At 64.0% G+C, this 25,244-nt stretch carries 20 protein-coding genes and 1 tRNA gene; 13 read left to right on the top strand and 8 right to left on the bottom strand.

Features of this window, described 5'->3' with window-relative positions:
- Positions 1–4: 4 nt before the first annotated feature.
- Entirely contained in the window at positions 5–1,351 is a 1,347-nt protein-coding gene (locus M3P36_RS12195) for an AmpG family muropeptide MFS transporter (protein WP_249703878.1), read from the bottom strand.
- Between the two features lie 373 nt (positions 1,352–1,724).
- Between M3P36_RS12195 and M3P36_RS12190 the strand changes: the two genes are divergently transcribed.
- From M3P36_RS12190 to M3P36_RS12180, 3 genes are all read left to right on the top strand, one after another.
- A complete protein-coding gene (locus tag M3P36_RS12190) occupies positions 1,725–2,543 on the top strand; it encodes a pseudouridine synthase (RefSeq protein WP_249703876.1) in 819 nt (272 codons plus the stop codon).
- Positions 2,540–3,091, top strand: coding sequence for a 16S rRNA (guanine(966)-N(2))-methyltransferase RsmD (rsmD, locus tag M3P36_RS12185; protein ID WP_249703874.1), 552 nt, complete (start codon positions 2,540–2,542; stop codon positions 3,089–3,091). The genes M3P36_RS12190 and rsmD overlap by 4 nt, the downstream gene beginning before the upstream one ends.
- A gap of 90 nt (positions 3,092–3,181) precedes the next feature.
- Positions 3,182–5,446 carry an ATP-dependent helicase gene (locus tag M3P36_RS12180; protein ID WP_502798381.1) on the top strand — a complete coding sequence of 755 codons (2,265 nt, stop codon included), beginning with the start codon at positions 3,182–3,184 and terminating at the stop codon, positions 5,444–5,446.
- Between the two features lie 233 nt (positions 5,447–5,679).
- Here the strand turns inward: M3P36_RS12180 and M3P36_RS12175 are convergent, their stop codons facing one another.
- On the bottom strand, positions 5,680–7,146 hold the full coding sequence (locus tag M3P36_RS12175; RefSeq protein ID WP_249703870.1) for a DEAD/DEAH box helicase: 1,467 nt from the start codon (positions 7,144–7,146) through the stop codon (positions 5,680–5,682).
- 175 nt (positions 7,147–7,321) lie between these two features.
- Complete coding sequence (locus tag M3P36_RS12170) at positions 7,322–7,918, bottom strand: hypothetical protein (RefSeq protein ID WP_249703867.1); 597 nt, start codon at positions 7,916–7,918, stop codon at positions 7,322–7,324.
- Positions 7,919–8,072: 154 nt separating this feature from the next.
- On the opposite strand from M3P36_RS12170, the gene M3P36_RS12165 reads away from it, so the two are divergent.
- Both M3P36_RS12165 and M3P36_RS12160 read left to right on the top strand, forming a co-directional pair.
- Positions 8,073–9,521, top strand: a complete 1,449-nt coding sequence (locus M3P36_RS12165; protein WP_249703865.1) for an FAD-binding oxidoreductase — start codon at positions 8,073–8,075, stop codon at positions 9,519–9,521.
- Positions 9,522–9,588: 67 nt separating this feature from the next.
- A complete protein-coding gene (locus tag M3P36_RS12160; RefSeq protein ID WP_249703863.1) occupies positions 9,589–10,386 on the top strand; it encodes a SapC family protein in 798 nt (265 codons plus the stop codon).
- A 234-nt stretch (positions 10,387–10,620) separates the two neighbouring features.
- On the opposite strand, the gene M3P36_RS12155 is transcribed toward M3P36_RS12160, so the two are convergent.
- Positions 10,621–11,577: an N-formylglutamate amidohydrolase gene (locus M3P36_RS12155; RefSeq protein WP_249703862.1), complete on the bottom strand. Its 957-nt coding sequence runs from the start codon at positions 11,575–11,577 to the stop codon at positions 10,621–10,623.
- A 130-nt stretch (positions 11,578–11,707) separates the two neighbouring features.
- Between M3P36_RS12155 and cpdR the strand changes: the two genes are divergently transcribed.
- The 8 genes from cpdR (at position 11,708) to M3P36_RS12115 (ending at position 18,670) form a co-directional block, all read left to right on the top strand.
- Complete coding sequence (gene cpdR / locus M3P36_RS12150) at positions 11,708–12,082, top strand: cell cycle two-component system response regulator CpdR (RefSeq protein WP_249703860.1); 375 nt, start codon at positions 11,708–11,710, stop codon at positions 12,080–12,082.
- Positions 12,083–12,153: 71 nt separating this feature from the next.
- A tRNA-Val gene (locus M3P36_RS12145) sits at positions 12,154–12,228 on the top strand.
- 160 nt (positions 12,229–12,388) lie between these two features.
- A complete protein-coding gene (locus M3P36_RS12140) occupies positions 12,389–13,450 on the top strand; it encodes a type III polyketide synthase (RefSeq protein WP_249703858.1) in 1,062 nt (353 codons plus the stop codon).
- A complete protein-coding gene (locus M3P36_RS12135) occupies positions 13,440–14,126 on the top strand; it encodes a methyltransferase domain-containing protein (RefSeq protein ID WP_249703855.1) in 687 nt (228 codons plus the stop codon). The genes M3P36_RS12140 and M3P36_RS12135 overlap by 11 nt, the downstream gene beginning before the upstream one ends.
- Positions 14,105–15,223: an NAD(P)/FAD-dependent oxidoreductase gene (locus M3P36_RS12130; RefSeq protein WP_249703853.1), complete on the top strand. Its 1,119-nt coding sequence runs from the start codon at positions 14,105–14,107 to the stop codon at positions 15,221–15,223. The genes M3P36_RS12135 and M3P36_RS12130 overlap by 22 nt, the downstream gene beginning before the upstream one ends.
- Positions 15,224–15,280: 57 nt before the next feature.
- On the top strand, positions 15,281–16,510 hold the full coding sequence (locus M3P36_RS12125) for an NADP-dependent isocitrate dehydrogenase (protein WP_249703851.1): 1,230 nt from the start codon (positions 15,281–15,283) through the stop codon (positions 16,508–16,510).
- 181 nt (positions 16,511–16,691) lie between these two features.
- Complete coding sequence (locus M3P36_RS12120) at positions 16,692–18,428, top strand: cation:proton antiporter domain-containing protein (protein WP_249703849.1); 1,737 nt, start codon at positions 16,692–16,694, stop codon at positions 18,426–18,428.
- Positions 18,429–18,484: 56 nt separating this feature from the next.
- Positions 18,485–18,670 (top strand): hypothetical protein, encoded by a 186-nt coding sequence (locus tag M3P36_RS12115; RefSeq protein WP_249703847.1) that lies wholly within the window; start codon positions 18,485–18,487, stop codon positions 18,668–18,670.
- Positions 18,671–18,676: 6 nt separating this feature from the next.
- Here M3P36_RS12115 and alaS read toward each other — a convergent pair whose 3' ends face one another.
- From alaS to M3P36_RS12095, 4 genes are all read right to left on the bottom strand, one after another.
- Positions 18,677–21,325, bottom strand: a complete 2,649-nt coding sequence (gene alaS, locus M3P36_RS12110; protein ID WP_249703846.1) for an alanine--tRNA ligase — start codon at positions 21,323–21,325, stop codon at positions 18,677–18,679.
- Between the two features lie 56 nt (positions 21,326–21,381).
- Entirely contained in the window at positions 21,382–22,206 is an 825-nt protein-coding gene (locus tag M3P36_RS12105) for a class I SAM-dependent methyltransferase (protein WP_249703844.1), read from the bottom strand.
- Between the two features lie 213 nt (positions 22,207–22,419).
- A complete protein-coding gene (gene recA / locus M3P36_RS12100) occupies positions 22,420–23,481 on the bottom strand; it encodes a recombinase RecA (protein WP_249703842.1) in 1,062 nt (353 codons plus the stop codon).
- 134 nt (positions 23,482–23,615) lie between these two features.
- A complete protein-coding gene (locus M3P36_RS12095; RefSeq protein ID WP_249703840.1) occupies positions 23,616–25,238 on the bottom strand; it encodes a DUF4139 domain-containing protein in 1,623 nt (540 codons plus the stop codon).
- Between the last annotated feature and the right edge of the window lie 6 nt (positions 25,239–25,244).

The following is a 25,244-nucleotide window of genomic DNA, read 5'->3' as shown; positions in this document are numbered from 1 at the left end:
CGGCCTAGACTGGCGGATCGTCCCGCGCGTCACTCTTGCCGACCGATCCAGCCGTACCCATCGCCGCATCGACCAGCCCCGTGCGCATCATCCACCAGAACAGGATGATGCCGGGAACGGCTGCCAACGTAGTCAGCACGTAGAAGTTGAAATAGCCCATATACTCGATCAGCGAGCCTGCCGTCGTGCCGGTCAGGAACCGTCCCACCACGCTGGCACTGGCCGAAATCAGCGCATATTGCGCGGCGGTAAAGCGCAAGTCGCACAGCGCCGAGAAATAGGCGACGACGACAACCCCGCCATAACCGCTGGCGAAATTTTCGAACCCTATGGCTGCCGACATGCCCAGGTTGCTCTTCCCCGCAGCCGCCAGGAAGGCAAAGCTGAGGTTGGATACGGCCATCAGCACCAGGCTGATCAGCACCGCCTTCTTGAGACCGAGCCGGGCATAGATCACCCCGCCCACGAACACGCCGATGATCAGCGCCCAGAAGCCCACGCCCACATCGTAGATGGCGATTTCGTCATTGGTGTAGCCCATGTCGTCGAACAGCAGGCGGAAGGTAAGATTGGCCAGGGTGTCGCCGATTTTGTGGACGAGGATGAACAGCAGGACCACGAACGCGCCCGACCGGCGGAAGAACTCCTGGAACGGCCCCGCGACCGATCGCCACAGCTCGACCATGCCCTTGCGGGCAATCTCCACCTTGCGGCGGGGCGGCTCACCCAGCACCAGGGCGGTAATCATGGCGGGCAATGCAAAGCCCGCGCAGGCCATGTAGGCCGCTTCCCAGCCCCACCGCGCCGCGACGAACAGCGCCACTGCGCCGGCACCCGCCGCGCCGATGCGCCAGCCATACTGGCTCATCCCCGATCCCGTGCCGAGCTGGTAGGGCTTCAATGTCTCGATCCGGTAGGCATCGATCACGATGTCGAAAGTGGCCCCGGCCATGCCCAGCAACACGGCACTGGTGGCAGTCCACACGATGTCGTCGGCCGGCTGCACCAGCGCCAGGTTGAAGACCGCAGCGATCACCAGCACGCCCGCTACCAGCATCCACGACACGCGCTGGCCCAACCGGCCAAGCAGGGGGATTCGCACGCCATCGACGATCCAGGCCCACAGGAATTTGAGATTATAGACCAGGAAGGCCAGGCTGAAGGCGGTGACCGTACTCTTCTGGATGCCATCCTGCGCAAGGCGCGTGGTCAGCGTAGCGGCGATCATGGCAAAGGGGAATCCCGAGGAAATTCCGAGGAATAGCGCCGCCAGCGACTCCTTCTCGAGATAGGGCTTGAGCGATTGCGAGAAGCTGCGCCGTTCGGGCTGGGTGGCGCTGGTATCGGTCATCTACGTATTTTTCCTATTTTTCCGAATTCTCGTAACAATTCCCGCCAAGACATATGTTATGGTGCAGCGCACAACGACATAAGATCGCTGGGCGGGGAATAGCGTGAAGGCTCACTCAGGGGTAGTCTTGCATGTTTAGATCGTTGATTTGCGCAGTCGTCGGCCATCGCGTCAACCGCAATCGCGTGCGGCATGACGGAAGGGATTTCATAGGCCATTGCAAGCGTTGCGATACGCTGATGGTGCGTGAGCCTGACGGCTGGCGTCGCATGGGCCGCGACGATAGCAGCAGCTATGACGGCACGGACTAACACCGCTGTTCTTCTGCCTGAACTGCTTGGAGCAACGCCCCAAGGCGGCTAAGGCGCTGCCCATGGCACAACCTCCCACCAAACCGGCTCCCACCAAACCGGGCGCATATGACCCGAACGACCGCCCCCAGGGTGACCGCATCGCCAAGCTCCTCGCCCGCGCGGGTGTCGCCAGTCGGCGCGAGGTGGAACGGATGATCGAGGCCGGGCGTATCAAGATCGATGGTGCACTGGTCACCACGCCTGCCACCATCCTCGAACACCTGCGCGGCGTGACGGTGGACGACAAGCCGGTCGCCAAGCCCGAACGCACCCGCCTGTTCGCTTTCCACAAGCCTTCGGGCGTGCTGACGGCAGAGCGCGATTTTTCCGGACGGCCGACGATCTACAACGCGTTGGTCAATGCCCTGCCCAAGGGCACGCCGCGCCTGATGCCGGTGGGGCGGCTCGATCTCAACACCGAGGGCCTGCTGCTGCTTACCAACGATGGCGAGTTCAAGCGGGCGATGGAGCTGCCTTCCAGCGGGATCGAACGCACCTACCGCGCACGCACTTTTGGCACGGTAAGCCAGGCGCAACTGGAAGAACTGATCCACGGCGTCACCATCGATGGCGTGCGCTATGGCAAGATCGACGCCAACCTCGAACGGCGCACCGGGCGCAACCAGTGGGTCGAAATGACCCTGACCGAAGGCAAGAACCGCGAAGTGCGCAACGTGCTGGAATGGCTCGGCCTCGAAGTCAGCCGCCTGCTGCGCACGTCCTATGGCCCGTTCAAGCTGGACGACCTGGGGCGCGGCCAGGCGGTGGAACTGCGCAAGGAAGTGGTCGAACGCTTCCGCGCCACATTGAAGCCCGGAAAGGGCGACAAGCCCGCATGAGGATCATCGCGGGCGACTGGAAGCGCCGCCAGCTGCGCACCCCGCCGGGCGATGCCACGCGCCCCACGGCAGACCGCGTGCGAGAGACACTGTTCTCCATGCTGGTCAGCAGACTCGGGACGTTCGAAGGGCTCAAGGTGGCCGACCTGTTTGCCGGGTCAGGCGCGCTGGGCCTTGAAGCCTTGTCACGCGGCGCGGCCACATGCCTGTTCGTGGAGCAGGATGCCGCGGCGATTCGCGCCCTGCGAACCAACATCGCCGCCCTGCAGGCCCAGGCCCGGTGCGATGTGCGCGCGTCTTCAGTGCTGGCGCTTGGCCCGGCGAAGGAACCGCTCGACCTGATCCTGCTCGATCCGCCCTATGATACCAGCGCCGGACACGTCGCGCTCGACCGGATGGCGCGGCTGGGTTGGATCGGCCCGTCGAGCTGGATCTCGCTGGAAACCAGCGCGAAGGAGAGCGTGAAACTGCGCGATTACACGCTGGATGCCGAGCGTGTGGTGGGCAAGGCCAAGCTCAACCTGTTGCGCCTCAACGCGGCAGAATAGGTCCGCCTGCGCTTGCGCGCGGACCATTCGTTCCCTAGTTGTTCACAGGTGAACCAGCCCCACCTTCCTGCCTCCGGCAACCACGCCGACGTGCCCGAATGGCTTGCCCGCCTCAACGATCCGCAGCGCGAGGCCGTGCTGACGACCGAAGGACCGGTGCTGATGCTGGCAGGCGCGGGCACCGGCAAGACTGCCGCCCTCACCCACCGCCTCGCCCACCTGATTCGCCAGCGGCTGGCCTGGCCGAGCGAGATCCTCTGCGTCACCTTCACCAACCGCGCGGCGCGCGAGATGCGGCACCGCGTGGGCGACCTGATCGGCGATGCGGTGGAGGGAATGCCGTGGCTCGGCACGTTTCACTCCATCTGCGCGAAGATGCTGCGCCGCCATGCCGAATTGGTCGGGCTGGAAAGCAACTATACGATCATCGACACGGATGATCAGTTACGCCTGCTGAAACAGCTTATCAACGACCAGAACCTCGATGAAAAGCGCTGGCCAGCGCGGCAGCTGGCAAGCCTCATCGACGGGTGGAAAAACCGCGGCCTTTCGCCGCAGGATCTCACCGCGCTCGACAATGAAAGCTATGCCAACGGCAAGGGCCAGGCGATGTACACCGCCTACCAGGCGCGGCTGAAGGCCTTGAACGCCTGCGATTTTGGCGACCTTCTGCTGCACATGCTCAACGTGCTGCGCCACCATCCCGAAGTGCTGCAGCAGTACCAGCAGCGCTTCAAATACATCATGGTGGACGAATACCAGGATACCAACGCGGTCCAGTACCTGTGGCTGCGGCTGCTGGCGCAAAGCCGCAAGAACCTGTGCGTAGTGGGAGATGACGATCAGTCGATCTATTCATGGCGCGGCGCAGAAGTGGCCAATATCCTGCGGTTCGAAAAGGATTTTCCGGGCGCGAAGGTCATCCGGCTGGAACAGAACTATCGCTCCACCCCGCAGATCCTGGCAGCCGCTTCGGGACTGATCGCTGCCAACAGCCAGCGGCTCGGAAAGACCCTGTGGACTGAAGTCGGCGGCGGCGAGAAGCTGCGGGTCATCGGCGTGTGGGACGGGCCGGAGGAAGCGCGCCGCGTGGGTGACGAGATCACCCGGCTGGAGCGCGAAGGCGCGCCGCTCGACCAGGTGGCGATCCTTGTACGCGCCCAGTACCAGACGCGCGAGTTCGAGGACCGCTTCATCCAGATCGGCCTCAATTACCGCATCGTCGGCGGCTTCCGCTTCTACGAGCGCGCTGAAATCCGCGATGCCCTGGCCTATTTGCGGGTCATTGCCCAACCGGCAGACGACCTGGCATTCGAGCGGATATACAACCAGCCAAAGCGCGCCCTTGGCGCCAAGACGTTGGAAAAGATGTACCAGCACGCACGGGCCCAGGGCATCCCGCTCGCCGCTGCGGCCCTGGAACTGGCCGACAGCGACGAACTGCCCGCCCGCGCCCGCTCCACCGTGGCGGCGCTGATGGGGGATTTCTGGCGCTGGCGGCAGCTGGCAGAGGAAGTGACGCCCAGCGAGCTGCTGCGGCGGGTGATCGAAGAATCGGGCTATGAGGCCATGCTCAAGGCCGATCGCAGCGCGGAGAGTGCCGGGCGTGCCGACAACCTGACCGAACTGGCCCGCGCCATGGAAGACTATGCCACCATGGCCGATTTCCTCGAACACGTATCACTGGTGATGGACAACGAGCGGGCCGACGATGGCGAGAAGGTCACCATCATGACCATGCACGCCGCCAAGGGGCTGGAATTCAACCACGTTTTCCTACCCGGGTGGGAGGAAGGCGTGTTCCCCAGCCAGCGTGCGCTGGACGAAGGCGGCTTGGCATCACTGGAGGAGGAGCGCCGCCTCGCCTATGTCGCGATCACCCGCGCGCGGCGGCGATGCACCATCATCCATGCTGCCAACCGGCGGATCTATGGCCAGTGGACCAGCTCGATCCCGAGCCGTTTCGTCGAAGACCTGCCGGACGATGCGATCGAGGTGGAAACCAGCATGACCGGCGGGGCCAGCCTGTGGCGCGCCAACTGGAGCGAGAGCGAAGACCCTTTCGCCCATGTCTCGCGCGACCGGCCCGACCGGTCCTCGTCACGCGGCCCCGGCTGGCAACGCGCGCTGGCCACCGGCTATGAGACCAAGCAGCTGAGGGTCAAGGAAAACACCCGCAGCGCCGCCAGCTTCGCCGCCAAACCGCGCACCGACATTACCGTCGGCGCACGCGTGTTCCACGACAAGTTCGGCTATGGCGAAGTGCTGGGGCAGGAAGGCAACAAGCTTGAAATTGCCTTTGTTACCAGTGGGGTAAAGCGGGTTATTGATAGCTTTGTGACGCTGGCGGATTGATCGTGCCTGCTGACCGGGCAAGCGCGTTTCCGCTTTCCTACAGGCAGCGCGACAGGGCAGGCCCGGGCCAGCTCTTTGCCATTGTCGTCGTCACACGTCCTGCCTTTGATGCAGGCGCACGTCTCCCGGACAAGTGTCACCTTGTCCCGGATGCACAACAGGCTTTAATTTCAGGTATTTAGGCCGGTAAATGAAAGTGACACACTGTCACTTCTGTCACTTTCGCGGGTAGGTCACTCGAACCCGACGCCGAGGAAGCCGGGCATCGGCCCGTTCCACTCACCCGGCGGCACGGGTGCATCGTCCTCGTCACGTCGGGGGCGACGTTCCTCGCGGGGAGCGCGTTCCTCGCGGGGTGTACGCTCTTCCCTTGGGGCACGGGCCTCGCGCGGTTCGCGTTCTTCCCTTGGCGCACGTTCCTCACGCGGAGCGCGGGCCTCGCGAGCTTCGCGCGGTTCGGCCTTGCGGCTGCGGGGGCGGCGGTCACCCTTGGGCTTTTCCTCGGGCGCGTTGTCATCTGCGGGAGCATGGTCGCCGGCAGACTGGTCGCTGGCTTCGGCAGAGGCCGAAGCGCCCTGCCCCACCATGCTCCAGTCGAACTTGGGCACGGTGAACTTGGTCAGCTTTTCGACGTTCTCCATCGCCTCTGCATCGGCCGGAGTAACCAGCGTGATCGAGCGGCCCTTGGCGCCCGCCCGGCCGGTGCGGCCGATGCGGTGGACGTAGTCATCGGGATGCCACGGCGTGTCGTAATTGAACACGTGGCTCACGCCCTTGATGTCCAGCCCGCGCGCCGCAACGTCGGACGCCACCAGGATATTGACCGTACCCGCCTTGAACAGCTCCAGTTCGGCAATGCGGCTGCCCTGGTCCATGTCGCCGTGGATTTCCCCGCTGCGGAAACCGGCCTTGCGCAAGTTCTTGTTCAGATCGCGCACGGTCGTCTTGCGGTTGGCGAAGATGATCGCCGTCTGCACGTTGTCCACTTCGAGCAGGTATTTCAGCGCGTCGAACTTCTTGCGCGGCGAGATTTCCACCTTGAACTGGGTGATGTTCTCGTTGCGGCTGGCGGCGCGGGCCACTTCCAGCTGCTTGGGATTGGTCAGGAACTTGTCCGCCAGCTTCTTGATCGGTGGCGGCATCGTGGCTGAAAAAAGCAGCGTCTGCCGTGGGTTGGGCAACTTTTCGCAGATGAATTCGATGTCGGGAATGAACCCCATGTCGAGCATGCGGTCGGCCTCGTCGATCACCAGCAGGTCACAGCCAGTGAGCAGTATCTTGCCGCGTTCGAACAGGTCCATCAAACGGCCCGGCGTGGCGATCAGCACGTCAACGCCCGATTCCAGCGCTTTCACCTGGTCGCCCATCTGCACGCCGCCGATCAGCAGCGCCATCTTCAGGTCGTGGTTCTTGCCGTACTTCTCGAAGTTCTCGGCCACCTGCATCGCCAGTTCGCGCGTCGGCTCAAGGATCAGCGAGCGCGGCATCCGCGCGCGGCGGCGACCGTTCGACAGGATGTCGATCATCGGCAGCACGAAGCTGGCGGTCTTGCCGGTGCCGGTCTGGGCGATGGCGATCAGGTCGCGCATCATCAGGACCTGCGGGATCGCTTCCGCCTGGATCGATGTCGGCACGGTGTAGCCGGCGTCAGTGACGGCGGCGAGCAATTCGTCGGAAAGGCCGAGATCGGCAAAAGTCATATGGTGCGCTTGTGTCCGGATAAGAGGCCCGGGGTTTCCCACAGGCGGTGTCGGGCTGGCACGCAAGCGTGCTGCCTCAAGGGCAGGCCTATGCACTGCCAGGCGAAAAAGTCAAGGAATTGCCCCCGATGGCTGGCCGGCGAGCCATTGCCCGCCCCGCCGTGCAGTCCGGCGGTCAGTTTCCCGCCGAAACCAGCCTCGTCAGGTTCTCCACCGAGCAAGAAGCCCCGGCCCGCGATTGCAGCATGTCACGCCGCACGCAAAGCCGCCCGTCATCGTTGCGATCCACATAGAAGCCGGAATAGAAAGCCCGGGCAGAACAGGTCCTGTCGAGCTCGGCAACAAGGACGTTGCGGTTCTCCATGAACAGCAGCAGGCGGTTGTCGGCAGTCGGGTCAACGCCCACGATGTTCTCTACCCGCACGCAGTCGTCATGGTTCACTTCGCGGAAGGCCGGGGTAGCAGAGCGCTGGGCCTGCATGGTCAGCACCCGCTGACGGGTATCGGGCGAACCGGGAGACACGCGGATGATCACCCGCTCGCGAATGCGGACCTGGCCCATGGTCTGCGGCTGGCGGGCCTGTTCGAGCACGCGGAGCGGCGGAGTGGCGATGCCGTCCAGTCCCAGATCGACCGGGGTGCGCTCGGGCTGGACATTTACCAGCACCTCGCGCCCACCCTCCTGCGCCCGCAAGGGCCCCTCCCCCGCCAGGGCGGTGGTCAGGGCTGCAACGGCAGCGCAGGTCAGGATCAGGCGTCTGGTCAAAAACATTGCTCTGGGCGGAACTCTACGCACGGGCCCCCTCATGAAACCCCTGCCTGTCCGGGCTATAGCCTGGATGGTTGAATAGCGGCTTAACCTGCGCAGTGCTTGGTAGCCGTTTGCGCGTTGCAAGCGGCCATGCCCGCTGGCAAGAGTTGCCGCCATGAACGACAGGTCAACATTCACCGAAGAAGCCGCCAACCTCCTTGGGCCGCGCGGGTTCACCCAGGATCCCGAGCTGGTCGATCCCTGGCTCACCGACTGGCGCGGGCGCTATACCGGCCGGGCGCTGGGCATGGCTTCCCCGGCATCGACGGCGGAGGTATCGGCGCTGGTAAAGCTGTGCGCCCGCCACGGTGTACCGATGGTGCCACAAGGCGGGAACAGCGGCATGTCGGGCGGCGCAACGCCCGATCCGAGCGGGGATGCGCTGGTCCTCTCGCTCAGGCGGATGAACAGGATCGTCCGGCTTGACCCGCAAGCGCGCGAAGTGACCTGCGAGGCAGGGGTGATCCTGCAGACCCTGCACGAGGAGGCCGAGCGGCATCGCCTGCGCTTCCCTCTGACACTTGGAGGCAAGGGCTCGGCCACGATCGGCGGGCTGATTGCCACCAACGCCGGTGGCACCCAGGTCCTGCGCCACGGATCGATGCGCGCGCAGGTGCTGGGGCTGGAAGCGGTACTGGCCGATGGATCGGTATTCGATGCGCTGGTGCCACTCAAGAAGGACAACCGCGGGTTTGACCTCAAGCAGTTGCTGATCGGCTCTGAAGGAACGCTCGGCATTGTCACCGGCGCAACGCTGCGCCTGCTGCCGGCGCTGGCAGACCGGGTCGTGCTGTGGGCAGGATTGCCGACGATCCAGGATGCCCGCAAGCTGCTGCTCCATACCGAGGCCGAGGCGGGCGATGCCCTTGAAGGGTTCGAGGTCATGCCGCGCCACTCGCTCGAGGCAGTTCTGGCCCACAGCCCACGCTCGCGGGCACCGCTAGCCGAGGCGCACGAGTGGAATGCGCTGATCGAGCTGGTGGCGGATACTGCCAGCGTGGACCGGCTGGCGGATTTGGCGCAGGGCCTGCTCGAAAGCGCCTTTGCTGCCGGTCTGGTGGCAGATGCCACCATTGCGATGAACGAGGCCCAGGCCGAGGAATTCTGGGCCCTGCGCGACGAAATCGCCCCGGCTGAGCGCGCCTTGGGACCAGCGATGCAGCACGATATCTCGGTACCGGTCGCCGCCATGGCCGACTTCGTGGCCGAGACCCTGCCGCAAGTCGAAGAGCGCTTCCCGGGCACCCGGGCGGTCGCCTTCGGCCACCTGGGCGATGGCAATGTCCACTACCATGTACTCGCGCCTGCCGCAGCCGTGCCTGGCGAATGGGAAGCAGGCCAGGGCAAGGAGATTTCCACCTACGTCCATGACCTCGTCACCAGCTGGGGCGGCTCCATCAGCGCCGAGCACGGCATCGGCCAGTTGAAGCGCGACGAACTGGCCCGGCTGGGCGATCCGGTGCAACTGGCAATCATGGCCAGCGTGAAGCGCGCGCTCGATCCCGACGGACTGCTGAACCCGGGCAAACTTGTGCCGCTTGCGCCCGAGGCCGCCACCCACTAAAGCCCCCGCCCAGCAACGTGGCCGGTTCAAGGCTGCGAGGACAATTTCAGTTTCGGAGAGATGAAAGATGGCCAGCGCGCCGAAGCCCGGTTTGCCCGTGATGTACAACGACCTCATTCCGCTCAACAGCCAGGACCACCTCGGCTGGAAGGCCAAGACAGTCGATAAGGCTGCCTGGGTGTCGAGCCAGAATGCGATCCCGCTGACGGTGGAGGAATTCCCCCAGGCGCAGCGCGATTTCCCGATCGTGTTTTCTTCGGGTGAGAATTCCGTGCCGCTGGCGCTGATGGGCCTAAATGAAGGCGTGAACGTGTTTTTCGAAGCCGATGGCACGCCGATCGGTACGCCCTATGTCCCGGCCTACATCCGCCGCTACCCCTTTATGCTGGTCAAGCTGCAGCAGAACACCGACGACCTGTCGCTCTGTTTTGACCCTACCAGCGGACTGGTTGGCGATTTCGAAGATGGGCGTGACCTGTTCGACGCCGACAAGCAGCCGACCCAGGCTACGCAGGAACTGCTGAATTTCTGCCAGAAGTTCGAGGAAGCCGGCCTCAAGACCCGCGCCTTCATGGACGAGATCGTCAAGGCCGACCTGCTGATGGACGGCGAAGTGGCGATCAACCGTCAGGATGGCAACGGCCAGCCGTTCATCTACCGTGGCTTCAAGATGATCAATCAGGAAAAGCTGCGCGAAATGCGCGGTGACCAGCTGCGCAAGTGGAACGAGAGCGGGCTGTTGCCCCTGATCTATGCCCACCTGCTTTCACTCGATCTGCTGCGCCAGATTTTTGGCCGCCAGACGATGCAGGGCAAGGGCCCGCTGTCAGCCTCGGAATTCGAATCGGTAGCGGGCCAGGCCTGACACCTTTTCCCCCGTTCCGGGTACCAAACGGCGTCGACCTTGCGGTCGGCGCCGTTTGTTCTTGAAACGGCAAATACTGATCCTATGTTGTTTCTGCCCGAGCAGACTCCCCTCATGGTCTGCCCGGGAAGGTGTACCCTGCGGGTCTCGATCCAAGGGGCGCACTTCCTCCCTGAACCTTGGCCGCCTCGTGCTTTTTGCACGAGGCGGTTTTTTCATGAGAAAAGCGAAATGCTATTCGGCAGCCTGCGGCAGGTACTTCCACCCCGTGGAGAGCTCGCCCGCCAGGTGCCGGACCAGCCCGGCGACAGCATCGACCACAAGGTCCAGCCCGTCACCCGGCTGCCTGAGCGCTGCATCGAGATAGGTCGCGCGGCACATCTCCAGTTGCACGGCATGGATGCCTCGCTGGGGTGCCGAATGCCGGTCGAGCACATAGCCCCCGGCATAGGGGCGGTTGTGCGCCGCCCGCCAGCCGGCCTGCCCCAGATAGTCGATCGCGGCCGCACTGAGGTGTGCGGCGCAGGACGAACCATAGCGGTCCCCCACCACGAAATCGGCTGATGGATCGCTGCCGGTCTTCAGGCCCAGCGGCGGCATCGAGTGGAGGTCCACCAGCACGGCACTGCCCCAGCGGTCGCGCAGGCTTTCCAGCACCTGCCCGAGGGTGGCGTGATAGGGACGGTGCACCAGTTCAAGGCGGGCTTCGAGCGTGTCGGGCGACATGCGTTCGCGCCACAATTCGCCCAGCGCTGGCAAGCGGCGAGGCACCAGGCCAAGTCCGCTGCGCGCCCTTCTCCCGGCTGCAAAACGGGATACTCCTCGCGGAGAGGGACCCGCGACCATGTCCCAGTCCATGTCTTCAGGGGCGCGGTTGAGATCGATCATGGCACGCGGGGCGTGGGCGACGAGCAGTGCCGCGCCGGTCTGCTGCCCCACCTGACGGGCCACCATATCGGCAAAGCGATCCTCCAGCCGGATGCAGGCGTCCTGCGGGTTGCGCATCGCGGCAAGGAGATCGGCCGGATAGCTGCGACCGGCATGCGGCACGGCAATCAGCACGGGGATTGGCGATGGACGGCGCTGCACCAGCTCGAAGGCGGGCAGCCCCGGATCGCCAGGTAACAGACCGCAGGGAACCCCCACCTGGTCGCGACTCGGTTCACAATTTTCCGCGATCACATCAACCATATGGCATTGCTGGCCTGCCGGATGCACGAAGTCAAAATCTCCTGTTCCAAACTTGGTCACCTGGAAATCGGCACAGGAATTTAACGCCTTTGTGGTCTAGGCCGGGATCGCACAAATCAGGGAGCATATCATGATCCGAATCCTGCTGGCCGAAGACGACCAGGCCATGCGCGGCTATATCTCGCGCGCATTGGAAAACGCAGGATATTCGGTCGTGGCGGTCGGTAGCGGCGAGGATGCCCTGCCCCATCTGCAAACCGAAATCTTCGACCTGCTGCTGTCCGATATCGTCATGCCGGTCATGGACGGAATCGAACTGGCCCAGCATTGCAACGAGATCAGCCCGTCGACCAAGGTGATGTTCATCACCGGATTTGCGGCCGTTACCCTGAAAGCCAGCCGCGAAGCGCCGCATGCCAAGATGCTGTCCAAGCCGTTCCACCTGAAGGATCTGGTGCTTGAAATAGAGCGCATGTTCGAGGATGCGACTGCGTTGAGCATGTAGGCCTTGCAAGTGGCCAAAGGCGGCGCTATCTGGCCCGCCTTGCCCCCGCTTGGAGGCATCAGGAATGGCTCGGGCGTATAGCTCAGTGGTAGAGCACTATGTTGACATCGTAGGGGTCGCAAGTTCAATCCTTGCTACGCCCACCATTCCCTGAACAAGCATGGACCCGTCGCATCTGCGGCGGGTTTTTGTTTGACGGCGCGCGCACAGGGACCGTTCGCCCGTGTATCCTCCGGTCGAACAATGTGGCAGGTCGGCGCAATCCGGCGGAACATTGTGTCGGCAGAAGGATTACCCGTCCAACCCATGAAGTCCTCCGCCCCAGCAGCGCGCATTGAAGCGATTTCCACTGCTGTGCCCGCTGGCGAGGTTGAAGGCCATTACCGCCAGTGGGCCGCAGCCCAGATCACCGATGACCGGCAGCGCAAGCTGTTCGAGCGAATGGCCGATCGGTCGGGGATTTCACATCGCTACACCGTACTCGACGGACAGCACGGTCGCATGGAAGCCGCAGGTTTCTACGCGACGCCCGCAAACGCTTCGACTGCCCGGCGAATGAAGGTCTATGCCGATGAAGCCCCGGCGCTGGCCCTCCAGGCGATCGCGGGCCTGCCCGACCTCGGGGACGTAACCCACATCGTGGTGGCAAGCTGTACCGGCTTCATGGCACCCGGCCTCGACCAGGTCATTGCTCGCCAGCTCGGGCTGGCCAGGACGGTCGAGCGAATCTCCATTGGCTTCATGGGCTGCTACGCCGGGATTACCGCCCTGCGCACCGCCGCCCACGTGGTGCGGTCCGATCCCGCTGCCCGCGTGCTGGTGGTGACGGTCGAACTGTGCAGCCTGCACCTGCAGCAGACAGGTGACATCGAAGCCCTGCTCGCCATGCGGCAATTCGCCGATGGCGCGGCGGCGGTGGTTGTCAGCGGGACCGGTCCCGGCCTGGCGCTGCTGGATCCGCTATCCCTCACATTGCACGAAAGTGCAGACCTCATCACCTGGACCATCGGCGATACCGGGTTTGCCATGCACCTGTCGGGGGAAGTCCCGACGCGGCTGGCAGAAGCGCTGGTCGATCCGCTGGTGACCGAGAGGATCGGCAATCCCGCCCTGATCGAGGCCTGGGCGGTCCACCCTGGCGGCCGTTCGATCCTTGATGCGGTGGAGCGCGGCCTGGCGCTGGCACCGGGCAAGCTCGATGCCTCGCGCGCGGTCCTGCGCGACCATGGCAACATGTCGTCTGCCACGGTGCTGTTCGTGCTGCAGCGGCTGATGGACCAGCGCCCCGCCAGCGGCCTAGCCCTGGCCTTCGGGCCTGGGCTGGCGATGGAAGGGCTACGTTTCGGCTGGACCGACGATGCTGGCTGAGCGGCGCATCACCACCGAGCTGATGGACGATGCCGCCCTGCCCGAGGCGACCTATCACGCGGTGCTGGCTGACCTCGCACGGGTCAACCGGGTGACACTGGCGGCAAGGCCGACCTTGCGTTTCCTGCAGCAAGCGGTGGGCGACAAGCGGCGGTTCACGCTGCTTGATGTCGGCTTCGGTCATGGCGACATGCTGCGCCGGATCGCCCGCTGGGCGGCAGACCGCGGGATCGACGCGCGGCTGGTGGGGATAGACCTCAATCCCCTGAGCGAACCGGCAGCGCGCGCCGCCACCGATCCTGCCCTGCCAATCGAATACTACACCGGCGACTACACCGATTTCGGCGAAGGGCAGTTCGATTGCGTGGTCTCGAGCCTGGTGGCCCATCACATGACCCGCGATGAACTCGTCGGTTTCCTGCGCTTCATGGAAGAGCGGGCGCGGGCGGGTTGGTTCGTCAACGACCTGCATCGCCACACGTTGAGCTACCTCGGCTATCCCTTGCTGGCCCGCCTTATGGGCGCCCATCCCATCGTGCGGCAGGATGGCCAGACCTCGATCGCCCGCGCATTTCGTCCAGCGGAATGGCAGGCGCTGCTGGCCGAAGCCTGCATCACCCGCGCCGAAGTGCAGCCCACATTCCCCTTCCGGCTATGCGTATCCCGGATCCGCTGATCCTCGGCGCCGGCCCTGCCGGATGTGCCGCTGCCATTGCCCTGGCAAAAGGCGGTGCGCGCCCACTGCTCATCGACCGGGCCGAGGTTGCCCGCGATCCCCTTTGCGGCGGGTTCATAAGCTGGCGGACGGCGGAGCAACTGGCCCGGCTTGGGGTCGATTGCGCTGAACTGGGCGCACACCGGGTTATCCGCCTGCGCCTTGTCGTCACTGACCGGTCTGCCGAAGCACCTCTGCCAGCCCCTGCCTGGGGACTATCGCGGCACGCCATGGACAGCGCCTTGCGCACAGCCGCGCTTGCCGCAGGTGCCCGCTTCGAGGTGGACACGATCCGCTCGGTCGAAGGCCTGGTGGCCCATGGATCGCGGCGAGACTGGAGCGGCGAGACGCTGTTCCTCGCCAGTGGCAAGCACGATGTAAGGGGCCTCGCCCGCCCGCGCATGGCGCGCGACCCGGCGCTGGGCCTGCGGTTGCGCCTGCCCCCTTCGCCCGCTGTGTTCCGCCAGCTGGAAGGCACGATCGAACTGCACCTGTTCGACGGCGGCTATGCCGGAATCGTCCTGCAGGAGGGCGGCAGCGCGAACATCTGCCTGGCCGTAAAGAAATCGCTGCTGACCCGCCATGGCGGCGACCCGGCGCTTATGTTGACCGCCCTTGGAAAGGACCACCCGGCTTTTGGCGAGCGCCTTGGTGGCTACTGGCGCGACTGTCCGATCGATACGGTGGGCGCCGTGCCCTATGGCTGGATCGCGCAGGATACCGCGCCAGGGCTGTTCCGGCTGGGCGACCAGGCTGCGGTCATCCCCTCGCTGGCGGGTGAAGGCATGGGAATCGCCCTGGCCAGCGGTGTCATGGCTGCACAACACTTCCTGGCCGGTGGCAGAGCGGCGGCAATTGATTACCAGCGCCAGTTCGCCGCCCGCGCACAATCCCCCCTGCGGCTGGCCCGGCTCGCTCGCGCCGTGGCCGAAAGACCTGTGTTCCATGCGCCGATGCTGGCTTTGCTGGGCCGAATTCCTGCAATTGCGGCCATATTGATGGACGCCACGCGGATTCCTGTCGCCCCCTCCCCTTGCGCCAGCGCGCCTCGCTGCTAAGACCCGCGCAATCCCGCCCAAAACTGAAAAGACTTCTAAGCAGAACAGGAAGACCCGATGGCGAAAATCCAGGTCAAGAACCCGATCGTTGAAATCGATGGCGACGAGATGACCCGCATCATCTGGCAGTGGATCCGCGAGCGGCTGATCCTGCCCTATCTCGATGTGGACCTGAAATACTACGATCTCTCGGTCCAGATGCGGGACGAGACGAACGACCAGATCACGGTCGATGCCGCCAATGCGATCAAGCTGCACGGCGTGGGTGTAAAATGCGCCACCATCACGCCCGACGAAGCGCGCGTTGCCGAATTCAACCTGAAGGAAATGTACCGGTCTCCCAACGGAACGATCCGCAACATCCTGGGCGGCACGATCTTCCGCGAACCCATCGTGATCTCGAACGTGCCCCGGCTGGTGCCGGGCTGGACCGATCCCATTGTGGTGGGCCGCCACGCCTTTGGCGACCAGTATCGCGCCACCGATTTCCTCGTTCCCGGCGCCGGCACCCTGCGCCTGGTGTTCGAAGGCGAGGACGGCAAGGTGATCGACCGCGAGGTCTATCAGTTCAAGGCCCCCGGTGTTGCCATGTCGATGTACAACCTCGACGATTCGATCCGCGACTTCGCCCGCGCCAGCTTCAACTATGGCATCGACCGTGGCTGGCCGGTGTACCTTTCGACCAAGAACACCATCATCAAGGCCTATGACGGGCGCTTCAAGGACCTGTTCGAGGAAGTGTTCGAGACTGAGGGCTTCAAGGAGAAGTTCGCCGAGCTGGGCATCATCTACGAACACCGCCTGATCGACGACATGGTTGCATCCGCACTCAAGTGGAGCGGCAAGTTCGTCTGGGCCTGCAAGAACTACGATGGCGACGTGCAGTCCGATGTGGTGGCGCAGGGCTTCGGCAGCCTTGGCCTGATGACCTCGGTCCTGATGACGCCCGATGGCAAGACCATTGAAGCCGAAGCGGCTCACGGCACCGTCACTCGACACTTCCGCCAGCACGAACAGGGCAAGGCGACCAGCACCAACCCCATCGCCTCAATCTTCGCCTGGACGCGCGGGCTGATTTATCGCGGCCGCTTCGACGATACGCCCGATGTGGTAGCCTTCGCCGAAACGCTGGAGCGGGTCTGCGTGTCCTGTGTGGAACAGGGCAAGATGACCAAGGACCTCGCGCTGCTGATCGGTCCGGACCAGCCTTGGATGACCACCGAGCAGTTCTTCGAAGCCATCGTGAACGAGCTCGAAGCCGAAATGACGAGACAGGGCCTCGCCTGATCGGCAGCTGCCACTGAACAGGTAACCGGCGGGGGCGAATCTTCGGATTGGCCCCCGCCTGCTTTTTTGTGCCCTGGAAGCTTCCTGCCGCAAACAAGCCTCCCCTGAATTGTGCGTTGCGGTATCCATCGTCTGTCTGACATAGAGCAGGACGATGCACGGTGAAGCGCTCTCTCCATTGATGTCCGACGCGCTGGTGATCCTGGGCGCGGCCGGGATTGTTATTCCGCTGTTCGCGCGGTTCCGCATCACGCCCATCATCGGCTTCATCCTGGTGGGGCTGCTGGTCGGCCCCTATGGCCTTGGCCGCATGGTCTATGAGCATGAGTGGCTCACTTACGTCACAATCACCGATCCCGAACGGCTCGAACCCTTCGCCGAATTCGGCATCGTATTGCTGCTGTTTACCATCGGCCTCGAACTATCGTTTTCTCGCCTATGGTCGATGCGGCGGATGGTTTTCGGACTAGGCGCGCTTGAACTGATCGTAATCGGCTCGTTGCTGGCCGCATTCCTTTCGATGATGGGCCAGTACTGGACCGGTGCAATCGCGTTGGGCTTGGCTCTGGCAATGTCCTCGACCGCTGTAGTCCTGCCGATTTCGGGAACGCAGACCCCGGTGGGCAAGGCCGCATTGTCCATGCTGCTGTTCGAGGGGCTGGCGCTGGTGCCAATCATCTTCCTGCTCGGCACGCTCGCGCCATATGCGGACAGCGAAAGCGATGTCGCGATGGGCCAGGTGTTGTTGCAGGGCTTTGGCGTGATCGTCGCCATGCTGGTGCTCGGACGGATTTTTCTCCCGCGGCTTTTCGCACTCGCCGCGCGTGCAAAGAGTTCGGAGCTGTTTCTCTCGGCCAGCCTGCTGGTGGTTCTGGGAGCAAGCATCGCTACAACTCTTGCCGGATTGTCGCCGATCGTCGGCGCCCTCCTTGCCGGGCTGTTGATCGCGGAGACGGACTATTCGCTCGAAGTCGCCGAGATTATCGACCCGTTCCGCCGCCTTGCACTCGGGGTCTTCCTGCTGACGGTGGGAATGACAATCGATCTTGCCGTAGTGTGGGAGCACCTCTGGTCGATCCTGGTAGCAACGTTCCTCGTGCTCTCGCTCAAGGCCGTGGTCACCGGCATATTGTTGCGCTCGATGGGCGCCCGGCGCAGCACCGCCTCCGAAACCGGAATCCTGATGTCCAGCCCCTCGGAGGATACGTTGATCATCATCGCGGCAGCGACGGCCGCAGCGCTGATCCAGCCTGGCACCGGCCAGTTCTGGCAGATCGTCACCGCGCTCGGCATGACCGTTACCCCACTGCTGGGAATGATCGGACGGAGGGTCGCGCGACGCATCGAAGGCACCAATCAACCGTCGAACGATTTCGGTGACGAGGATGAACCGCGTATCCTGATCCTGGGCTTCGGACGCATTGGGCGAGTGGTAGCCGACATGCTCAAGCGCCACCATCTCCCCTTCATCGCAATCGACGCCGATCCCGCACTGGTCGAACGTGCGCGGCGCGACGGGATTCCCGCGGTCTTCGGCAATGCCACGCAAGGCGGCATGCTCGAACGACTCGGCCTCGAACGCGCACCCGCAGTCATTCTTACGATGGACGAACACATACTGGCCCAGCGCGTAGTGCGCCGGTTGCGCGCGGACTGGCCTGATCTCACAATCATCGCGCGCGCGCGCGATTCGCTCCATGCGGCTGAGCTCTACCGCAGCGGCGTGACTGTCGCGGTGCCCGAAACGCTCGAAAGTTCGCTGCAATTATCCGAAGCGGTGCTGGTCGAACTCGGCGTGCCGATGGGGCACGTGATCGCGTCGATCCATGAGAAGCGCGATGAGTTCCGCGAGCGCATCCGGAAGGATGGCGCACTCGACGAAAAACCCAAGCTGCGCACCTCGTCCGCCGAAACCTGAGCTCCATCCGGCAACCAGTCGCGTTGTCGCGCGTTGGTTGCAAAAGGAGAACAGTCATGAGCAAGACCGAAGATCCCGCAAAGCCCGTCCCCGACAGCGAGAAATTCAAGCCGCAGAATGTCTCCGGCGCCGGGAAGGACACCGGTCGCAACGAACGCAACATGGACGATGTTGCGCGCGGCAGCGAAGACGATCGGCGCCGTGCCGCGCAGGATCGCGGGGGCAAAGGCAGGAATGGTTAAGTCGGCCTATCCCAGCAGGGCCCTGGCCGCCGCGATGGCGGCCTCGGCCTTGTCGCCATCCGGGCCACCGCCCTGCGCCATGTCGGGTCGCCCACCGCCGCCCTTGCCGCCAAGCGCCTCGACGCCTGCGCGAACCAGATCGACTGCGCTGAACCGTGCAGTCAAATCGTCGGTTACTGCGGCTGCGAAAGCAGCCTTGCCGTCATTGACCGCACAGATCGCCGCTACTCCAGAACCCATACGCTTCTTCGCCTCATCGAGCAGGCCGCGCAGGTCCTTGGGGTCGAGCCCGTGTAGGACCTGGCCGGAAAACTTGACGCCGCCCACTTCCTCGTCCGCAGCAGGTGCCGCACCGCTACCGCCGCCAAGGGCCAGTTGCTTCTTCACCTCAGCAAGTTCGCGTTCCAAGGTGCGACGCTCGTCCACCAGCGCGGCGACCCGTTCGAGGACCTCGTCCGGAGCAGTCCGCAGAGTAGCGGCGACGGATTTCAGAGCTTCCTCGCGACCCACGATCCACTGGCGGGCAGCTTCGGCCGTCAGGGCCTCGATCCGCCGCACCCCGCTGGAGACCGCACTTTCCGACACCACGCGCAGCAGGCCGATATCGCCCGTGGCGCGCACATGGGTGCCGCCGCACAGTTCGACCGAATAGGTCCCTCCGCCCTCGCCCGCGCGGCCCATGCTGAGCACGCGCACTTCCTCGCCGTATTTCTCGCCGAACAAGGCCATGGCACCGGCGGCAATGGCATCGTCAGGGCTCATCAGGCGGGTGGAGACTTCGGCGTTGTGGCGGATTTCCGCGTTAACCTCGGCCTCGATGGCGGCAATATCCTCAGCTGTGAGAGGCTTGGGGTGGGAGAAATCGAACCGCAAGCGGTCTTCGGCTACCAGGCTGCCCTTCTGCGTCACATGGTCGCCCAGGCGGTTGCGCAGGGCGGCGTGTAGCAGGTGCGTGGCAGAGTGGTTGGCCCTGATCCGGTCGCGCCGGTCCGCATCGATCTTCAGATGCACCGTGTCGCCCACTTCGACAGAACCTGAAGAAATCCGCCCGTGGTGCGCGTGGAGCCGCCCAAGCGGCTTGGAGGTGTCGGTTACTATCATGTCGAGCCGCCGGTCACCGCTGATAACCCCGGCATCGCCCGCCTGGCCGCCGCTTTCGCCGTAGAACGGCGTCTGGTTGGTGATGACCATCACTTCCTGGCCGCTTTCGGCGCGGGAAACTTCCTTGCCATCGACCACCAGCGCCACCACGCGGCCTTCGCCTTCAGTAGCGGCATAGCCGGTGAATTCGGTCGCGCCTTCGCGTTCGGCGATGTCGAACCACAGCTCGCCATCGGCGGACTGCCCGCTGCCCTTCCAGGCGGCGCGGGCAGCAGCCTTCTGCACCGCCATTGCGGCATCGAAACCGGCGCGGTCCACCCCGATCCCGCGGGCACGCAGGGCGTCTTCGGTCAGGTCGTATGGGAAGCCGAAGGTATCGTAGAGCTTGAACGCGGTTTCACCCGACAGGCTGGCACCCTCGCCCATGCCGGACGTTTCCTCGTCGAGCAGGCGCAGGCCCTTGTCGAGCGTCTGGCGGAAGCGGGTTTCCTCGCGTTCCAGCACTTCACGGATCAATGCCTCGGCGCGGACCAGTTCAGGATAGGCCTGGCCCATCTCGCCCACCAATGCGGGCACCAGGCGGTGCATCAGCGGCTTGTCAGCGCCAAGCAGGTGGGCATGGCGCATGGCGCGGCGCATGATCCGCCGCAGCACGTATCCGCGCCCCTCGTTGGACGGCAGAACGCCATCGGCGATGAGGAAACTGGTCGAGCGCAGGTGATCGGCAATCACCCGGTGGCTGGCGAGATTGTCGCCCTCGGCCTTCGAGCGCGACTTCTCTTCGCTCGCCGCGATCAAGGTGGCGAAAGTATCGGTTTCAAACACGTTGTGCTTGCCTTGCAGCACCGAAGCGATGCGTTCCAGGCCCATGCCTGTGTCGATGCTGGGGCGTGGCAGGTCGCCCACGATCTGGTCGGCCTCCTGAACATGCTGCATGAACACCAGGTTCCAGATTTCCACGAACCTGTCGCCATCCTCGTCGGGCGAACCGGGCGGGCCGCCGGCGATTTCGGGACCGTGGTCCCAGAAGATCTCGGAGCACGGGCCGCAGGGACCGTCCGAGCCCATGGCCCAGAAATTGTCCTTGGTGGCGATGCGGATGATGCGGTCTTCGGGCAGGCCTGCGATCTTTTTCCAGAAGCCTGCTGCCTCGTCATCCGTGTGATAGACGGTCACGGTCAAGCGCTTGGGATCGAGGCCCAGCTCCTTTGTCACCATGCCCCAGGCGAGCTCGATCGCGCGTTCCTTGAAATAGTCACCGAAGCTGAAATTGCCGAGCATCTCGAACAGCGTAAGGTGGCGGGCAGTATAGCCCACATTATCCAAATCGTTGTGCTTGCCACCGGCGCGCACACATTTCTGGCTGGACACTGCACGAGGCGCGGGCGGCGTTTCCAGGCCTGTGAAGACGTTCTTGAACGGCACCATCCCTGCGTTGACGAACATCAGCGTGGGGTCGTTATAGGGCACCAGCGGCGCGGAAGGCGTCACCTGGTGGTCATTGGCCGCGAAAAAGTCGAGGAAGGCCCGGCGGATGTCATTGGTCGATTGCATGGCTGCCAGTTAGTTGGTGCTGGGACGAGGGACAAGCGGATTAAGCGGCGACGCGCTCAGTCCTTCCGGCGGGCCGTCACGATCCACCCAGCGGCAGGCAGCGCGATCAGGCCATCGTGGCGATTGTTGCGGGCAAGCTGGCGCAGATTGTCGAAAAAGGCCGCGCGGCTGTCATCGCTCATGGCGCGGGCAGCGACTGCGGCCGGGCCGATGGTGCCGAAATAGCGTACGGCATCTTCCACCGGATCATCACCTCCGCCGACCACCATCGGAAAATCGAACGGGTCGATCGCCACGCCTTCCCAACCCCCGGCCTCCAGTATCCCTGCCATGCGGGCACGGTCGGCAAAGGCGAAGGGGCCGGGGGCACCAGGCGGCGGGGCAGGCGGCGGCTCGGGCAAGAGGCGGGCCACATCGGTGAAGAACGGATTTTCCGCCGGGCTGCGAAAGCAGGAAAAAAGCAGGTGGGCGCCGCTGTCGGCGATGCGGGCGAGATTGGCGAAAGCGGCGGGCGGATCGTCGAAGAACATTACGCCATGACGCGATACAAGCAATTGCGGGGCAAAACCGGCGGGCGGGGTATAGCTGGCCGCATCTGCAAGGTCGAAGGAGACGTTAGGCAGGCTTTCGCCGCGCTGGCGCGCCGTGGCGACAAGGTCGGGCGAGATATCGACGCCGACAACCCTTGCATCGGGACGGCTCCGGGCAATGGCAAGTGAGGTTTCGCCCGCCCCGCAGCCGATGTCGAGCACCTGAGAGAAAGCAAGTCCGCGCAAGCGCTGGAGGAGCTTTTCGGTTACGGCAGTGAAGCTGCGATCAGTTCGCCGCCATTCGCTGGCCCAGGTCTGGCCCTGCGCGCCCTGCCATTCACTCTTGTCCATTGCGTTCCCCCTGGTGCGGCCTGTTCAGGCTCTGCCAAGGACATAGGTTCGCCCGCTTCGCTGGGCAAGTGGGCCATGCCCGGTCCAACAGAAGTGCCAAGGGTCCAAAATGAAACCGGCGCCCGCCCCGACCAGGAGGCAAGCGCCGGTTCCGTTTTTGCAAGCACCAGCTCCCGGTCGGTATTGGGGAGCGCGCGGCACTTCTTGAGGAGATCAGTCTTCGGGCTCCGCGTCCGGCCCCTTCATCATCTCCTCGGCAACCTTGTCGGTGCGGCTGCGAATGGCAGCTTCCAACCGGTCGCAAACTTCGGGATTGTCCTTCATGTACTGCTTGGCGTTCTCGCGGCCCTGGCCGATGCGGATGCTATCGTAGCTGAACCAGCTACCCGACTTCTCCACCAGACCGGCCTTCACGCCGAGATCGAGAATTTCGCCGATCTTGGAAATGCCTTCGCCGTACATGATGTCGAATTCGACCTGCTTGAACGGCGGGGCAACCTTGTTCTTGACCACTTTGACGCGGGTGGCGTTGCCCACGATATCGTCCCTGTCCTTGATCTGGCCGGTGCGGCGGATATCGAGGCGGACCGAGGCGTAGAATTTCAGGGCGTTACCGCCGGTGGTGGTTTCCGGATTGCCGTACATCACGCCGATCTTCATGCGCAGCTGGTTGATGAAGATCACCATGCACTTGGAGCGGCTGATCGAACCGGTCAGCTTGCGCAGGCTCTGGCTCATCAGGCGCGCCTGCAGGCCGACGTGGCTGTCGCCCATCTCGCCCTCGATCTCAGCCCGGGGGACCAGCGCAGCCACCGAGTCTACAACCAGCACATCGATCGCGTTGGAACGAACCAGGGTATCGACGATTTCGAGCGCCTGTTCGCCGGTATCGGGCTGCGAGATGATCAGTTCATCGATATTGACGCCCAGCGCCTTGGCATAGACCGGGTCGAGAGCATGTTCGGCATCGACGAAAGCGACGGTTCCGCCGGCCTTCTGCGCTTCGGCCAGCACGTGCAGCGCCAGCGTGGTCTTGCCCGAGCTTTCCGGGCCGTAAATTTCGATCACGCGGCCCTTGGGCAGACCGCCCACACCGAGCGCGATATCGAGACCGAGCGAGCCGGTGGAAATTACTTCCACCTGCATGGCCTCCTTCTGGCCCAGCTTCATTGCCGAGCCCTTGCCGAATGCGCGATCAATCTGCGCCAATGCCGCGTCCAGAGCCTTCTGACGGTCCACTTTGGATTCCTCTACCAGTTTCAGACTTGCGGCCATGACACGGTGCTCCCCACGTTCCAAGTGTTGCGATCATTTCATCAACTGGAACACTATGTACTCAGTTTGTTCCGATAGAACAAGGGGGGAACGAAGATTTGTTGGATTTGGCCGGAGAATGGCTGAAATTCGCGCTATTGCGCTGTTGCAGAACGCAATTCCCACTCCACCACGCGCGTTCCATTGGCCGGGACGGTCACCTCGGTGATTCGCTGGCCATCCTTCAATTCCCTGGCAATGCCGCGGAACGCCCACTGCCCCGGCCTGCCAAGTTGCAGCCGCACAGTAACCGGCGATTGGTTGGCGTTGGTGAGCGTTGAACGCATGCGCGTCCAGGCTCCCTTGGTATCCTGCGGATCGTGGCTGGTCCGGCGCTGGCACATGGCCATGACCTGCGTGCTTTGGCCCAGGACAATCTCCACGTCCTGTCCACTGGCATAGTCGCGTAAGTTCTCCTCCGCCACCAGCAGCTCGCCTGCGGCCGAAGGTTCAAAGAAGGCTATGTTACCCGATGGCAGGGCAACGCCGAGTCCGTGATCTTCGTCGTTCACCGTGGCAAACAGGATCTCGCTGGCCTCGGCAAAGTCTCTCTCATTGTAGGGTTGGCACTGAGTCCGATAAAGGAGCCGCCCCTCAACCGCAGCGCGATCAAGGAATGCGACCTGCTTCAGCCCCTTGGCCGACACGGTGACCAGTTCGGGCAGGCGATAGAGCTTGAGATCGCCGAGGTTTTCCTCTTCCGCCATCATCCGCGCGCCTGTGACGACGATCTCCTGCGCCATATCGGCCTCTGCTGCCGCGCGCATCATCATCGGCGCAGGCGGCGGCGCCGGCAGCATCCCGCCTGATGCATAGCCCTTGTCGTAATGGGGCTCAGGCGAGCCCGCCGCCGTGCTGCCGAAGGGATAGCAGGTGAGTTGCAAGGGCCGCCCTTCCGGCGGATCGCTTAGGCCCTGGAAATCGCTCACCACGTTGAGTGTGCCTGCCACCGCCATCAGTTCGGCGTCCTCGAAGCTCTGGTTGTTGTCGTTGAGCACGGTCAGCCAACTCATCAGCCGCAGCCGCACATCGTCGCTGTCCCCGCCTTCATGCAGCGTGGCGACGTAGTTGGCCTGCCAGTCGAACCCCCAGGCAAGATAAGTGAGGGTGATGGTGTAGGTGCCACCCGTGGAATCGCGTGTGTCGATGGAGAACACGGGTTCGGACGAAAGGCCGGCGGGCACGCGGTCGAAAGTCAGCCGCTCGGGAAGGCCGGAGCAGCGCACGGCCTCGAAGCCCTGGTCGGTCTGGAGCACCAGTCCGCCATCGGCGCGGGTGCGGATCACGGCGCTGGAAGCGGTTTCCGCGCCGGTCGCGGGATCGGTGCGGGTGACTGTGACTCGGTTGCCCAGCGTGCCATCGACCAATGCAGCCGGGCTGAGCAGATTGGCATTGCGGTTCTTCTCGATCGTTCCGCCGGGCAGGCCGGTGACGATGGCGGAAACGGCAACCATGCCCTCGGCCACGCCCTCGAAACGGATGGTCGATTCGCCGGGCGGCAGGGTGACCTGGCGTGTTTCGCTGATCATGGCGAAGCCTTGCGGCCAGTTGCGGTCCATCTCGCCGCCGGGAGCACGGTTCGGAGCGCGGTAGACGGTGACGGCGAGCGCGCTGGGTTCGGCGGCATCGACCACGGGGCGCTGCTGGGCAAGAGCTGGAGAATGGCTAATCGTGGCCAGCGCCAGCCCGAGCGCACCAAGTTTGATACGGGTGGACACCCGCCC

The organism is Altererythrobacter sp. KTW20L, from assembly GCF_023501975.1.
In the GTDB taxonomy this organism is placed as follows: Bacteria; Pseudomonadota; Alphaproteobacteria; order Sphingomonadales; family Sphingomonadaceae; genus Alteraurantiacibacter.
Note: the sequence above shows the minus strand (reverse complement) of the source record. Positions and strands in the feature narration are given on the sequence as shown.

Bases quoted from the DNA above. Each gene is read 5' to 3' on its own strand.
- M3P36_RS12160 (WP_249703863.1), top strand. From the start codon at position 9,589: ATGGCCAGCGCGCCGAAGCCCGGTTTGCCCGTGATGTACAACGACCTC.
- M3P36_RS12195 (WP_249703878.1), bottom strand. From the start codon at position 1,351: ATGACCGATACCAGCGCCACCCAGCCCGAACGGCGCAGCTTCTCGCAA.
- alaS (WP_249703846.1), bottom strand. From the start codon at position 21,325: ATGCAATCGACCAATGACATCCGCCGGGCCTTCCTCGACTTTTTCGCG.
- M3P36_RS12135 (WP_249703855.1), top strand. From the start codon at position 13,440: ATGCTGGCTGAGCGGCGCATCACCACCGAGCTGATGGACGATGCCGCC.
- M3P36_RS12140 (WP_249703858.1), top strand. From the start codon at position 12,389: ATGAAGTCCTCCGCCCCAGCAGCGCGCATTGAAGCGATTTCCACTGCT.
- M3P36_RS12190 (WP_249703876.1), top strand. From the start codon at position 1,725: ATGGCACAACCTCCCACCAAACCGGCTCCCACCAAACCGGGCGCATAT.
- M3P36_RS12155 (WP_249703862.1), bottom strand. From the start codon at position 11,577: ATGGTTGATGTGATCGCGGAAAATTGTGAACCGAGTCGCGACCAGGTG.
- M3P36_RS12115 (WP_249703847.1), top strand. From the start codon at position 18,485: ATGAGCAAGACCGAAGATCCCGCAAAGCCCGTCCCCGACAGCGAGAAA.
- M3P36_RS12120 (WP_249703849.1), top strand. From the start codon at position 16,692: ATGTCCGACGCGCTGGTGATCCTGGGCGCGGCCGGGATTGTTATTCCG.
- cpdR (WP_249703860.1), top strand. From the start codon at position 11,708: ATGATCCGAATCCTGCTGGCCGAAGACGACCAGGCCATGCGCGGCTAT.
- M3P36_RS12130 (WP_249703853.1), top strand. From the start codon at position 14,105: ATGCGTATCCCGGATCCGCTGATCCTCGGCGCCGGCCCTGCCGGATGT.
- rsmD (WP_249703874.1), top strand. From the start codon at position 2,540: ATGAGGATCATCGCGGGCGACTGGAAGCGCCGCCAGCTGCGCACCCCG.
- M3P36_RS12170 (WP_249703867.1), bottom strand. From the start codon at position 7,918: ATGTTTTTGACCAGACGCCTGATCCTGACCTGCGCTGCCGTTGCAGCC.
- recA (WP_249703842.1), bottom strand. From the start codon at position 23,481: ATGGCCGCAAGTCTGAAACTGGTAGAGGAATCCAAAGTGGACCGTCAG.
- M3P36_RS12175 (WP_249703870.1), bottom strand. From the start codon at position 7,146: ATGACTTTTGCCGATCTCGGCCTTTCCGACGAATTGCTCGCCGCCGTC.
- M3P36_RS12165 (WP_249703865.1), top strand. From the start codon at position 8,073: ATGAACGACAGGTCAACATTCACCGAAGAAGCCGCCAACCTCCTTGGG.
- M3P36_RS12125 (WP_249703851.1), top strand. From the start codon at position 15,281: ATGGCGAAAATCCAGGTCAAGAACCCGATCGTTGAAATCGATGGCGAC.
- M3P36_RS12105 (WP_249703844.1), bottom strand. From the start codon at position 22,206: ATGGACAAGAGTGAATGGCAGGGCGCGCAGGGCCAGACCTGGGCCAGC.